The organism is Alkalicoccobacillus gibsonii (genome assembly GCF_016798245.1).
GTDB classification, from domain to species: domain Bacteria; phylum Bacillota; class Bacilli; order Bacillales; family Bacillaceae_D; genus Alkalicoccobacillus; species Alkalicoccobacillus gibsonii.
The window spans coordinates 683,666-697,032 of the sequence record NZ_JAEUZA010000002.1; the positions used below are offsets into that span (position 1 = coordinate 683,666).

Sequence of the window (13,367 nt, forward strand, 5' to 3'; positions counted from 1 at the left end):
AATCGAAAATGAAGCCGATAATGTCCGTACAAATGATAGCGCTATCATTCGGAGGACAACCAATTAGGGGGATGAGTTTTTATGAAAAAGCTGGGCTTAGTAGGGTTAATGATAGTCGGTGGGGTAATGGTAGCTGCTTGTTCTGAGGGGAGTTCTGGTGGAGACGGCGGAGGTGAAGAAGAGTTAACAGTTGGTATTTCCATGCCAACGCAATCTTCAGAACGTTGGATTGCAGACGGGAATAATATGGTCGATTACTTTGAAGAATTAGGGTATAAAACAGAGCTTCAATATGCCGAGGATGTAGTGGAAAATCAAGTATCTCAAATTGAGAACATGATTACGTTAGGTGTCGATGCATTAGTCATTGCTTCAGTAGATGGAGAAGCCCTTACGAGTGTATTGGAAAGTGCAAATGCAGAAGACATTCCGGTCATTTCATATGACCGTTTAATCATGAATTCAGAGCATGTAGATTATTATGCAACCTTTGATAACTATGAGGTTGGTGTCATGCAAGGTCAGTACATTGTTGACCAGCTCGATTTAGAAAATGAAGCAGGTCCTTTTAACATCGAATTGTTTGCAGGTTCTCCTGATGACAATAATGCTCACTTCTTCTTTAATGGGGCGATGTCTGTTCTTCAACCTTATTTAGATGAAGGGAAATTAGTAGTAGGCAGTGGTCAAACTGATTTTAACCAAATTTCTATTTTACGATGGGACGGCGCAACTGCACAAAGTCGAATGGATAATCTACTAAGCTCAAATTATGGTGGTGGCGAAGAGTTACACGCTGTTTTAGCTCCAGCAGATCTTTTAAGTATTGGTGTACTTGCCTCATTAAAGAGCGTTGGATACACGGCAGATGATATGCCTATTATTACAGGTCAAGATGCGGATATTCCGTCCGTTAATGCCATTATTGCAGGAGAACAATCAATGACCGTGTTTAAAGATACAAGGGTCTTAGCTGAAAAAGCGGTGGAGATGACTGAGTCCGTTCTGAACAATGAGGAACCTGAGGTGAATGACACTGATACCTACGACAACAATGTAAAAGTAGTTCCTTCATTCCTGGAGTCACCTGTTGTCGTAGATATTGATAACTACGAAGAGATTCTGATTGAAAGTGACTATTACACAGCAGACCAGCTTAATTAGCACCTACTCATTGAGCGGTTCTAAAGGAGTAGAACCGCTCACTCAGAAAAGGGAGAGAGGGACATGTCAAACATTCTTCTAGATATGAAGAATATCACAAAGCAGTTTCCTGGTGTAAAGGCACTTGATCATGTGAATCTCCAAGTGAAACAAGGTGATATTCACGCTTTATGTGGTGAGAACGGAGCAGGCAAATCTACTTTAATGAAGGTGTTAAGTGGGGTCTATGCATATGGAAGCTATGAGGGTGACATCTATTTTCAAGACGAGCCTTGTCAGTTTAAGGATGTCAGACAGAGCGAGGAAAAAGGCATTGCAATTATCCACCAAGAGCTGGCTCTTATCCCGGAGCTATCAATCTCTGAAAATATCTTTCTAGGAAATGAGCGCGGTCGATACGGGCTAGTAGATTGGGATCAGACAAGTAAGTTGTCTGAAGAGCTCCTTACACGAGTGAATCTGCTAGAGCCCGTTCAGACCAAGATAAAGCATATTGGGGTAGGGAAGCAACAGTTAGTGGAAATTGCCAAAGCTCTAGCAAAGGACGTAAAGCTTCTCATATTAGATGAACCGACCGCCTCTCTTAATGAAACAGATAGCCAAAACTTATTAAAGCTTTTGCTTGAGCTTAAGCATGAAGGAATTACCTCCATTATCATCTCACACAAGTTAAATGAAATTAAGCAAATTGCCGATCAAGTGACCATTATTCGCGATGGGCAAACCATTGAAACGCTTGATGTGAAAAAGGATGAAGTGAATGAGGATCGAATCATTCGCGGAATGGTAGGTAGAAGTCTTTCTAGCAGGTATCCAGAGTATTCAGGTACACCTGGTGAGACGATCCTTGAGGTAAGGAACTGGAATGTCTTTCATCCAATTCAGCGTGAACGCCAGATTATCTTTGATGCGGCGTTTCATGTGAAGAGAGGAGAAATTGTAGGCATAGCAGGATTAATGGGAGCGGGACGTACGGAGCTTGCCATGAGCCTGTTTGGTGGATCGTACGGCTCAAAGATAAGTGGCGAGCTCCTTTTAAACAACGAACCCACTTCATTTTCTTCTGTTAGTGAAGCCATTCAAGCAGGTCTTGCCTATGCAACAGAGGATCGGAAATCATATGGGCTCATTTTAATGAACGATGTAAAAGAGAACATTTCGCTTGCAAGCTTAGACAAATTGTCTAACAAGACCTTGATCAATGGAACGGAAGAAGTGAAGGTAGCAGAAGATTTTAGAAAGAAAATGAACATCAAGACACCTTCTATTCAACAAGAAACAGGGAATCTGAGTGGTGGGAACCAACAGAAAGTCGTTTTAAGTAAGTGGATCCTTTCTGATCCGGACGTTTTAATACTAGATGAGCCGACACGAGGCATTGATGTGGGAGCGAAATACGAGATTTATACGATCATTCAAGAGCTGGCTCAAAAAGGGAAGGGAATTCTTATCATTTCCTCTGAGCTTCCAGAATTAATTGGCATGTGTAGTCGCGTGTATGCCATGAATAAAGGAAGAATGACTGGTGAGGTTCAGGGTGAACAGTTAAACCAAGAGGATTTAATGAGGCTGATGACACGGGAGGTGACTTTCCATGAAGACATTTCTAAAGATCGTCCAAACTAATATTAGGCAATATAGTATGACCTTTGCGTTGCTTCTTATTATGCTACTGTTTCAAATTCTCACAGATGGCGTTCTGTTGCAGCCTCTGAATATTACGAATCTAATCTTGCAAAATAGCTACATTCTCATTCTTGCGATTGGCATGGTGTTAGTTATCATCACAGGACATATTGACCTGTCTGTAGGTTCAATCGCAGCGTTTATCGGTGCCTTATCAGCCATTCTAATGATTCAAATGAACATGGATCCTTTCTTTACCGTTGTTCTTTGTTTATTGATGGGAGCGATAGTTGGGGCATGGCAAGGATTTTGGGTTGCCTATGTGAAGATACCTGCCTTTATCGTCACTCTTGCTGGAATGTTGATCTTCCGGGGGATTACATTGATTATGCTCCAAGGACAATCCATTGCTCCGTTCCCTCCTGCGTTTCAGCAATTAAGTGCTGGGTTTTTACCAGATGTATTTAACGGTTCTACCATTCACTTGTTGTCACTAATCATAGGAGTTGTACTAATTGGAATGCTTGTCTTTCTTGAAGTACGAGCAAGAAGAAAACAACTAAAGAATGGGTTTGATGCTCTTCCCAGGTCTTTGTTTCTCTTAAAAATAGTTGGAATGGCAGCGGTTATTGGAGTGTTTACGTACATTCTAGCGGATTATCGTGGGATCCCAAATATACTAATTCTATTGATTGTACTCATTGCCTTTTATTCTTTTGTTATGAAAAAGACAGTCATCGGTCGACACATCTATGCAGTAGGTGGAAACGAGAAGGCCGCATCACTATCTGGTATTAAAACAAAGCGTGTCACCTTTATGGTGTTTGTGAATATGGGTGTGCTCGCAGCGCTATCCGGTTTGATCTTTGCTGCCAGACTTAATGCGGCCACGCCACGAGCAGGAAACTTGTTTGAGCTTGATGCCATTGCGGCAAGTTTTATCGGAGGCGCCTCAGCATATGGTGGTGTAGGATCCATCATTGGTGCCGTCATTGGTGGACTTGTTATGGGTGTCATGAACAATGGAATGTCCATTCTTGGATTAGGTATTGATTGGCAGCAAGCAATCAAAGGACTTGTTCTATTAGCGGCAGTTGCCTTTGACATTATGAATAAGAAGCGGTCTTAATCGCTTCTTATTATAGATACTTGTACGTATAAGGATAGGAGGAGAAAAAGAATGCTGGATGATTTAAAGCAACAGGTGCTCAATGCCAATTTGGCTTTACCAAAGCATGGCATGGTTACATTCACATGGGGAAACGTGAGTGGTATTGATCGCGAAAGTGGATTAGTGGTTATTAAGCCAAGTGGCGTCGAGTATGACGTGTTGAAGAAAGAAGATTTAGTCGTGGTTGATCTAATGGGTAATGTGGTTGAGGGTGAGTTGAATCCTTCGTCGGATACACCAACCCATGTGGTGCTGTATCGTGCTTTCCCTGAAATTGGTGGGATCGTGCATACTCATTCTCCTCATGCGACAAGCTGGGCCCAGGCAGGTAGGGGAATTCCAGCGTTTGGAACGACCCACGCAGACTATTTTTACGGGGAGATTCCATGCACCAGACCTATGACTGAAGAAGAAATTAAGGGAGCGTATGAGGCGGAAACAGGGCATGTGATTGTAGAAACATTTGCAGAAAAGCGATACGACCACATGCCTGGTGTGCTTGTCCATGCGCACGCTCCATTCGCCTGGGGAAAGGACGCTATGGAAGCTTTGCACAATGCAGTGGTATTAGAAGAAACGGCAAAAATGGCGACAAACACACTCGCTCTTAACCCAAATGCCAATCATATGCAGCAGGACCTTTTGGATAAACATTTTCTTAGGAAACATGGAAAAGACGCTTACTATGGTCAACGAAACTAAAGGAGGAAACCAATGAGTACGTATACAATAGGATTGGATTTTGGGACAGAATCAGGACGAGCTGTGTTAGTAAATGTAGTAGATGGAACAGAAGTGAGTGAACATGTAACACCCTATCGTCATGGGGTCATTGATCGCACGCTTCCATCAACCAATCAGCCCCTTGAATCAGAGTGGGCACTTCAGCATCCGAGCGATTATATCGAGGTACTAACGACTTCCGTACCTGCTGTATTAAAGCAAGCTGGGGTGAATGCGGAAGATGTGATTGGTGTAGGCATTGACTTTACGGCGTGTACAATGCTTCCAGTTGACGAAGTAGGAACACCGCTTTGTTTAAAAGACGAGCTAAAAGACCGTCCGCATAGCTGGTTAAAGCTATGGAAGCATCACGCAGCTCAGGATGAAGCAAACGAGATCAATCGGATTGCCAAAGAGCGAGGAGAAGCCTTCCTTGCACGATACGGAGGGAAGATCTCATCAGAGTGGATGATTGCAAAGATTTGGCAAGTACTAAATGAAGATCCGGGGATGTATGAGGAAGCTGATCTATTTCTTGAAGCCACGGACTGGGTCATTGCACAAATGACAGGTTCGATTGTTCGTAATAGCTGCACAGCTGGATACAAGGCCATTTGGCATAAACAAGACGGCTATCCGAGTGAGGGCTTTTTCAAAGCGCTTGACCCTCGTCTGGAAAAAGTAGCATCTACTAAGCTGCGGGGAGAGATTGTTCCACTTGGTACGAAAGCTGGTGGGCTGACAGAGGAAATGGCTGCGCAAATGGGATTGCTTCCAGGTACGGCTGTTGCAGTGGGGAACGTTGATGCGCATGCTGCAGCTCCGGGTGTTGGCGTTGTAACGCCAGGAAAATTAGTGATGGCGATGGGAACGTCCATTTGTCATGTGGTACTTGGTGAGGAAGAAAAAGAAGTGGAAGGTATGTGCGGTGTCGTTGAAGATGGGATTATTCCTGGATACTTTGGCTATGAAGCAGGCCAATCTGCGGTTGGGGATATTTTCGCTTGGTTTGTGCGACATGGAGTGTCAGAACAAGTGGAAAAAGCAGCGCAGGAAGCAGGAATGAATATCCACGCTTATCTGGAAGAAAAAGCAGCTAATTATGCTCCAGGTAAAACAGGGTTGCTTGCGCTTGATTGGTGGAATGGAAATCGGTCTGTTCTCGTTGATACTGAGTTAAGTGGATTAATCGTAGGTTTAACTCTACATTCAAAACCAGAAGAGATTTACCGGACGTTGCTTGAAGCTACGGCTTTTGGAACAAAAAAGATTATTGATGCCTTTCAATCAAATGGAATTGAAATTAACGAAGTGTATGCATGCGGTGGGTTACCACAGAAAAATAAATTACTTATGCAGATCTATGCAGATGTAACAAATGTTGAAATTAAGGTTAGTGCAGCCTCACAAACACCTGCGCTTGGTGCAGCGATGTTCGCAGCCGTTGCAGCTGGAGCAACATATGGTGGGTATAACTCAATAACCGATGCTGCGCAATCGATGAGTCGGGTACGAGAGGAAACCTTTAAACCAATTCCTGAAAACGTCTCCACCTATGCTGAGCTATATAAAGAATACTCAACGCTTCATGATTATTTTGGTCGTGGAGAGAACGATGTCATGAAACGATTAAAAGCATTAAAGGCCAAAAATGATTCAACACCTGCACATACAAACAACTGAGGAGGAAACAAAATGACACAACAAAAAACGATTGAATATTGGTTTGTTACAGGGGGACAGCCTCTATACGGTGAGGAAGCCATTCGTGAGGTTCAAAATCATTCCCGCCAAATGGTTGAAGCATTAAATGAAAGTAAGGCGATATCTTTTACGATTAAGCTAAAGGACGTCGCAACAAATCCTGAAGGCATTACCAAGCTTTGTGCTGATGCCAATGCAGATGAAACATGCGGAGGGATTATTGCATGGATGCATACATTTTCCCCAGCTAAAATGTGGATTGGTGGATTACATTTACTAACAAAGCCGCTCCTTCACCTGCACACTCAATTTAACCGGGAGATCCCGTGGGATTCCATTGATATGGACTTTATGAACTTAAATCAGTCTGCTCATGGTGATCGTGAATTTGGCTTTATTGGTGCAAGAATGAAGCTCCCACGAAAGGTCATTGCCGGATACTGGGCCGATGAACGTGTTCAAGAGAGAATGGGTACGTGGATGAAAACAACGGCTGCCGCGATTCAAAGTAAATCCATACGCATCGCACGCTTTGGAGATAACATGAATGAGGTAGCTGTAACAGAAGGAGATAAGGTTGAGGCTCAATTAACATTTGGTTGGTCCGTACAAGGGTACGGAATTGGAGATCTTGTAGAAGTAGTGGAATCCATTACGGACGAAGAGGTTGAGCAGTTATATTCAGTGTATGAGCAGGAATACGACATTGATCCGAACGCTGATAAACAAGCCATTTTAGAGCAGGCACGTATTGAACTCGGTTTAAAACGTTTTCTGGAGGAAGGAAACTTTGGAGGGTTTACAACAAACTTTGATACATTACACGGGTTAACTCAGCTTCCAGGTCTGGCTGTTCAACGATTGATGCAGCAAGGCTACGGATTTGGAGGAGAGGGTGATTGGAAAACAGCTGCTCTCTTGCGGATGATAAAGCTAATGGCCGACGGTGAACAAACATCGTTTATGGAGGATTACACATACCATTTTGAAGAAGGAAACGAAATGATCCTCGGTTCCCATATGCTTGAGGTATGTCCAACCATCGCTTCAGGGAAACCGAAGATCGAAGTTCATCCTCTATCAATAGGAGGAAAATCTGACCCGGCACGTATGGTGTTTGACAGTATGGAAGGTGAAGCACTAGTCGCATCTATCATTCATTTAGGTGATCGGTTCCGTCTAGTTATTAATGAAGTAACAGCTGTGGCACCTGAGCATGAGACACCGTTACTACCTGTGGCAAAGGTACTTTGGAAGCCGAAGCCTTCACTTGAAACCTCAGCCGAAGCCTGGATTCACGCTGGTGGCGCACATCATACGGTCATGTCGTACAAAATTACAACAGAGCAATTGCTAGATTGGGCGAAGCTTGTTGGAATTGAAGCAGTTGTCATTAACGAGCATACAACCATCCAAGGCATTGAGAATGAATTGAAATGGAATGAACTTGCCTATAAATTCAGCAGATAAGCGAATTGTTCCGATTCACAAAGTATGGTAGCCTATTCGTATAAGTGAACAGAGAATTGAGGACAACCATATGCAGACAAAGTATAGCAAGATCATTGAAGTGGTAAAGTCACGTATTCTTGATGGCACCTACACTCCTCATAAAAAGATAGGATCAGAAAGTATGTTTATGAAGGAATTTGGCGTCAGCCGTCATACGGTCCGAATTGCCATAGGGGACTTAGTGAAGGATGGTTGGCTTTACCGCTCTCAAGGTTCTGGTACATACTGTGCCGATCGAACCATTGAGAAATTAACTGTAAATAGTCCCAAAAACATTGCGATCATCACTACCTATATCTCTGATTATATTTTTCCTCTCATTATTCGTGGGGCAGAACCGTACTTAGCACAAAAAGGGTACCAGGTTAGCTTGTACAGCACGAATAATAATGTAGAAACGGAGAAAAAGGTGCTTGAAAGCATTTTATCATTGGGAGTAGATGCAGCGATCATTGAGCCAACCAAAAGTGCTCGTTCAAATCCAAATATTAATTATTACTTCAGTCTTGAACGCGCTAACATTCCATATGTGATGATTAATGCTTTTTATGATGAGCTTGATCCACTTTGTCTTATTTTGGATGATGAAAAAGGTGGCTATCTTCAAACAGAGCATTTAATTAAACAAGGTCATACGGATATTTTAGGCTTTTTCAAAACGGATGACCGCCAAGGAGCTAAGCGGAAAAAAGGCTATATTAAAGCACATAGAGCGCATCAGCTTCCCATTTCACCTGATAACATCATTGATTATGATTCAGAAGAGAAGAAAGATAAACCAAAGGCAGAATTAGAACGTATTCTAAAGGATGGTACACGTAAGCCAACGGGACTGGTTGCTTACAACGACCAGCTTGTTGTGGATCTATTAGACGTCCTTCGCTCGCACGAGTTAAGTGTGCCTGATGATCTATCCATTGTTGGGTTTGATGACTCGAACCTAGCAACGGCAACAGAAGTTAAACTTACAACGATACAACATCCCAAACTTGAAATGGGAGAGCGTGCAGCAGAAATGATTATTCAATTAATTGAAAATCAAAGGCTGCCACAGCCAGAACCAATTGAGTCCATTATCTATGAACCAAAATTGATTAAACGCCAATCTACTAAAGAAGTCCGCTAATGCGGGCTTTTTTGGTTGAGCGCACTTAGGGTGGGTAGAGTCGCGCTTAAGAGGAAGGAAGTCGCGCCAAAAGGGAGAGGGACGCGCATGAGAGTGTGGAAGTCGCGCCAAAAGGGAGAGGGACGCGCATGAGAGTGTGGAAGTCGCGCCAAACGAGAGCGGGTCGCGCATGAGGAGATCAAAGTCGCGCAGAAAAAGAGTGACCCGCGCATAAGGTCAACAAAACCAAGAAACCCCTCTAGTCACTGTCCTCCTCAAACTTTAATCTCTCATCTCTATGCGCCATTTTATGAAACCAATCAACACAATTATCCGTACTACTTAGTAAGAGAACTAAAAAAGAGGTTTGAAAAGAAAATTTTGGTCAATAAAACAAAGTGAGGAAGCACGCAAAAAAATGAGTTTATTGAGGTGAGAAGGCATGTCGAGAAGGTCATCAGGCAGAGGTTCATCAAGTAGAGGTTCAAGTAGGGGTTCATCGAGTCGAGGCTCGTCAAGCAGAGGATCATCCAGTCGGCGTCCATCTTCACGTCCATCCTCCAGGGGAACAAAGCGAATTACAACAGGAGGTAGTAGTAAAAGCTCAAGGGGAGGTATGTTTGGAGGAAACCGTGGCTATGGTGGCTACGGAAACGATCGATACGGTGGTGGCTACAGACGCAGAGGCGGAGGCATGGGATGTGGATGCACGTTAGTGATATTAGCCGTTATTGCTGCTTTGGTTGTGGTTGCATACTTTTATATTCAAACTCTAAATTAATCGAAAAGGAAGTTAGTGAACATGTCCCAATATGATGAAGTAGAAACACAAGAAGTTACAAGGTATGATGGTCCAGACTCTGCCTTATCCGAGCAACAACAAAGTACAACGGTGCTTGGCGCTCTGGTCATGGTTGTAGGCACCTTACCAATAGCGATCCTGGGATTTATTCTATCAATTATTGCGTTAAAATGGATTAAGGATGTAGATCATCCTGGCTATGCACGTATTAAAGGAGTCACAAAAGTATTAGCTATTATTAGTATTATTCTGCAGGGTTTAATGATTTTATTTTTTGTTGGATATATCGTTCTTTCCATAATAGCCGTAAGTTTACTTACCAGCACATACTAAAAAAGAACCAGTGAGCCATTCGCTCACTGGTTCTTCATTTTTACTCTACTTTTTCTCTTTCGCTTCTCCTAAGCTAATAACAGCTGGGATGAATAGCGGAAGAATGACTAAGCCAAACAGCATTAATCCACTCACAACAACCGTTCCGATTTGCATAAGGGATAGTACACCGGATGGCATCATGGCTCCGAACGTTCCAGAGAGAATGATCGCTGCAGTGATGATAACAGAACCCATTTTAACCATCGACTTCATCAATCCTTCACGTACACCTAATTTCTTTTCCTCTTGGTACCGATCGAATAAGAAGATCGAGTAATCTACCCCAAGTGCAACAAGCATGACAAAGCCGAAGAATGGAACGGCCCAGCTTAATCCGGCATAACCCATGATGTGCACAAAGACAAGCTCGGCAATACCAAGAGAGGTATAGTAAGCAAGCAGCAGACCAGCGATGATGACTATAGGCTGTGTCCATGAACGAAGCAGGATCATCAATGTAATGAATAGACCAACCATAATGATCGTTACCGTTCGAGTGAAGTCAGCAGAAGAGATCTCTTCTAAGTCACTATTAATACTCGATACACCAGCAAATTCAATTTGCATCTCTTCAAGAGGTGTACCCTGTACGAATTGGGAAACCGCCTCTTTCACTTCTCTTGTTGCCTCAATTCCTTCGATAGAATAAGGATCCGCTTTTAGATTGACATCAAGTGTCAGCCCTTGGCGATCTGAGAAGGTATACATATCAATCACGTCTTCAAACTCTTCGTTTGAAAGCAACTCATCTGGAATGTAGACCCCTGTGCCGCGGACATAATCTGCAGCGGCTACCTCATTTGCAAAGCTCACAGAATCTTCTAAGCCATTTCGAAGCTCTGACACTCCATCTGAGATATCATCAACCGCATCAGCTAATTGAACTAATCCTCCAGAGAGCTCACCTACCTGTGCGCTCGCTCCTTCAAGCTCTGCTGCACCATTTGATAAGCCTGTGCTTACTTGTGTAAGACCTTCTTGAATACCAGCTAATTGAGCAGCGGCCGTTTGCACGTCCTGTGTTTGTTGAAGCTGCTCGGAAATTCCACCGATTTGTTCGTTTATTTGATCAAGCCCAGCTGCAGCTTCCGATAAAGAGCCGTTAGACTGGCCTCCTGTGCTGCCTGATACCTGTTCACTTATTTGACGTAATTGATCAGATACTTGAGTTAAACCATCTTCAAGCTCCTCTGTTCCATCTACAGCTTCCTCAAGTCCGTCTCCGAGCTGAGCTAGCTGATGATCCACATACAGATCCTCAAGCTCTTCTCCTGCTGGGCGGGTAATTCCAATTACTTTATCTACCTCATCCATTCCTGCAATGAATCGTGATAAGGCTTCAATATTAGCAAGTATTTCTGGCGTCACAATGTCTTCATCGCTATTTAATACAACCTGAACTGGAAGCGCATTTCCGATTCCGAATCCAGTTTCAATCACTCTCAGACCTTTTACAGAGTCCGCATCTGCACTAATTTCATCTACGTTGTTAAAGGATATCTCATCATTGTAAATGAAGATAAAAGGAATCGTAATGACGGCTACAATAATAAGTGAGACAACAGGTCTGAAGATTGACAGTTTGCCTAACCATCCCCATAGCTTGTTATCCGCATGTGATCCTACTTTTTTAGATGGCCAAAATAGCTTTTGCTTTAAGACTGCCATTAAGAATGGAACGAACGTATACAATACAAGCAGCAACACGGCAATACCAACAGCTACACCAACAGCTGATTGATAAATGGTAAAGTCAGCAAAACCAATGGCTGCGAATCCAATGAACACAGCTAGCCCACTAAAGAACAACGTTTTACCCGCTGTGCGATACGTGTTTAAGATTGCTGTTTGTGTATCATGACCAGCTGCAAGCTCTTCTTTGTATCGACTGAGGAGTAAAATACAATAATCAGTCCCAATCCCAAACAGAACAGCCACTAAAAAGATTTGCGTATAATTTGAAATCGGAAAATCAAACCAATCTGCTAAAAACGAAACAATGGATTGACTAATCACATATGTAATTCCGACTGAAAGCAAAGGGACAAGCGGCGTGACAACGGCTCTAAAGACAACAAGCAATAGAACAAAGATAAGAATGACAGTAATAAGCTCTGTTTTAGCTAGGCCCTCTTGTGAGGTGACATCCACATCATGGTTCAAAAGCGCTTCTCCAGTTACATACACATTTCCATTTTCGATTGATAGATCGGTTAGTTCATCTCCAATCGCAATCACATCATCATTTGTACCGTCAATGGTAATCAGAATTAAGGCGACACTTTCATCCTCAGATACCACTTGATCGCGAATCTCATCTGATTCGAAGAGAGATAACACTTCAACTGGCGCATCAAATGATCGTGCCTCGATGTTATCAATTAAAGATTGAACGGCCTCTTCATTTCCTGTTAACGCATCGTCGAACTCAACGACGACACTGATGGTTTGTTCATTTTCTCCTGCTGCATCAAGAATAGCCGAAGCCTGACTGGAGCTATAGTTTTCGTCCAGCTGAACAGAACCTTTTTCCTCAACTAAATCTGCAAGTGGAGGTGCAGTGATAAATAATAAAACAGCTAGCACAAGTAGTGCGGAAGCTACTCCCCATTTAAAGCGTAAGATGGTTTTCATTCGTTCTCCTCACCTAAATCGTTATTTTTGATCTGGATTCTCTGTTAATAATCGATCCTTTACCAGTCCCAGCATCTTGATAAAGTACGTTAAATCTTCCTCTTTAAAATCACTAAAAAGGTTCCCAAAGTATTCAAGCATCACTTCTTGGCAGGTTTGGATTTCCACTTCGCCCTCACTCGTTAGCTCCGCGAATTTCACTCTAAAATCTTCATCCGACTTTCTAAGAGTAATCAACCCGAGTTCCTCTAATTTCTTCAAGCGTGAAGAAATTGCACTTTTATGCAGCCCTAAGAATGATGCAATTTGAGTGGAGTTCAAAGGACCTCTGGAAGCAAGAAGGCTCAGTAAGTCAATTTGCTCAACAGAGAGTACTTTAAGGTTCTTTGATGAGATTTCCTTAAAAAGCGTCTGCTGTCCGTAGGATAAGATCTCAGAAAAAAGTGTTATGGCCTCAGAAAGCTTAGGCTTGTTCAAACTAGTTCACCCCCTAAACTAATATCTATACAGATAGTTTACCCCCTATACTAAATAAAAAGCAAGAGAAATGT

The 13,367-nt window shown here is 42.8% G+C and carries 11 protein-coding genes; 9 read left to right on the forward strand and 2 right to left on the reverse strand.

What is annotated here, in order from left to right:
- Positions 1-81 precede the first annotated feature (81 nt).
- The 9 genes from chvE (at position 82) to JNO66_RS10145 (ending at position 10,140) form a co-directional block, all read left to right on the forward strand.
- Entirely contained in the window at positions 82-1,164 is a 1,083-nt protein-coding gene (chvE, locus tag JNO66_RS10105; protein ID WP_203088116.1) for a multiple monosaccharide ABC transporter substrate-binding protein, read from the forward strand.
- Positions 1,165-1,227: 63 nt separating this feature from the next.
- Positions 1,228-2,790, forward strand: coding sequence for a multiple monosaccharide ABC transporter ATP-binding protein (mmsA, locus tag JNO66_RS10110; protein WP_203088117.1), 1,563 nt, complete (start codon positions 1,228-1,230; stop codon positions 2,788-2,790).
- Complete coding sequence (gene mmsB, locus JNO66_RS10115) at positions 2,759-3,919, forward strand: multiple monosaccharide ABC transporter permease (protein ID WP_203088118.1); 1,161 nt, start codon at positions 2,759-2,761, stop codon at positions 3,917-3,919. Before mmsA ends, mmsB begins: the two co-directional genes overlap by 32 nt.
- 51 nt (positions 3,920-3,970) lie before the next feature.
- On the forward strand, positions 3,971-4,663 hold the full coding sequence (gene araD, locus JNO66_RS10120; protein ID WP_273753241.1) for an L-ribulose-5-phosphate 4-epimerase: 693 nt from the start codon (positions 3,971-3,973) through the stop codon (positions 4,661-4,663).
- A gap of 12 nt (positions 4,664-4,675) precedes the next feature.
- The gene (locus JNO66_RS10125; RefSeq protein ID WP_203088119.1) at positions 4,676-6,367 is read left to right on the forward strand and encodes a ribulokinase; all 1,692 of its coding nucleotides are present in this window, start codon (positions 4,676-4,678) and stop codon (positions 6,365-6,367) included.
- 12 nt (positions 6,368-6,379) lie between these two features.
- Entirely contained in the window at positions 6,380-7,858 is a 1,479-nt protein-coding gene (gene araA, locus JNO66_RS10130; RefSeq protein WP_203088120.1) for an L-arabinose isomerase, read from the forward strand.
- Between the two features lie 70 nt (positions 7,859-7,928).
- The gene (locus tag JNO66_RS10135; RefSeq protein WP_203088121.1) at positions 7,929-9,026 is read left to right on the forward strand and encodes a GntR family transcriptional regulator; all 1,098 of its coding nucleotides are present in this window, start codon (positions 7,929-7,931) and stop codon (positions 9,024-9,026) included.
- Between the two features lie 595 nt (positions 9,027-9,621).
- Entirely contained in the window at positions 9,622-9,786 is a 165-nt protein-coding gene (locus JNO66_RS10140; protein ID WP_203088122.1) for a sporulation protein YjcZ, read from the forward strand.
- Positions 9,787-9,807: 21 nt separating this feature from the next.
- The gene (locus JNO66_RS10145; RefSeq protein ID WP_203088123.1) at positions 9,808-10,140 is read left to right on the forward strand and encodes a hypothetical protein; all 333 of its coding nucleotides are present in this window, start codon (positions 9,808-9,810) and stop codon (positions 10,138-10,140) included.
- 45 nt (positions 10,141-10,185) lie between these two features.
- Here JNO66_RS10145 and JNO66_RS10150 read toward each other — a convergent pair whose 3' ends face one another.
- Both JNO66_RS10150 and JNO66_RS10155 read right to left on the reverse strand, forming a co-directional pair.
- Complete coding sequence (locus tag JNO66_RS10150) at positions 10,186-12,816, reverse strand: MMPL family transporter (protein WP_203088124.1); 2,631 nt, start codon at positions 12,814-12,816, stop codon at positions 10,186-10,188.
- A gap of 21 nt (positions 12,817-12,837) precedes the next feature.
- Positions 12,838-13,293: a MarR family winged helix-turn-helix transcriptional regulator gene (locus JNO66_RS10155; RefSeq protein ID WP_203088125.1), complete on the reverse strand. Its 456-nt coding sequence runs from the start codon at positions 13,291-13,293 to the stop codon at positions 12,838-12,840.
- Between the last annotated feature and the right edge of the window lie 74 nt (positions 13,294-13,367).

Excerpts from the sequence above, each read along its gene's own strand:
- araA (WP_203088120.1), top strand. The coding sequence starts at position 6,380 with ATGACACAACAAAAAACGATTGAATATTGGTTTGTTACAGGGGGACAG.
- araD (WP_273753241.1), top strand. The coding sequence starts at position 3,971 with ATGCTGGATGATTTAAAGCAACAGGTGCTCAATGCCAATTTGGCTTTA.
- JNO66_RS10140 (WP_203088122.1), top strand. The coding sequence starts at position 9,622 with ATGTTTGGAGGAAACCGTGGCTATGGTGGCTACGGAAACGATCGATAC.
- mmsA (WP_203088117.1), top strand. The coding sequence starts at position 1,228 with ATGTCAAACATTCTTCTAGATATGAAGAATATCACAAAGCAGTTTCCT.
- chvE (WP_203088116.1), top strand. The coding sequence starts at position 82 with ATGAAAAAGCTGGGCTTAGTAGGGTTAATGATAGTCGGTGGGGTAATG.
- JNO66_RS10125 (WP_203088119.1), top strand. The coding sequence starts at position 4,676 with ATGAGTACGTATACAATAGGATTGGATTTTGGGACAGAATCAGGACGA.
- JNO66_RS10145 (WP_203088123.1), top strand. The coding sequence starts at position 9,808 with ATGTCCCAATATGATGAAGTAGAAACACAAGAAGTTACAAGGTATGAT.
- JNO66_RS10135 (WP_203088121.1), top strand. The coding sequence starts at position 7,929 with ATGCAGACAAAGTATAGCAAGATCATTGAAGTGGTAAAGTCACGTATT.
- JNO66_RS10150 (WP_203088124.1), bottom strand. The coding sequence starts at position 12,816 with ATGAAAACCATCTTACGCTTTAAATGGGGAGTAGCTTCCGCACTACTT.
- mmsB (WP_203088118.1), top strand. The coding sequence starts at position 2,759 with ATGAAGACATTTCTAAAGATCGTCCAAACTAATATTAGGCAATATAGT.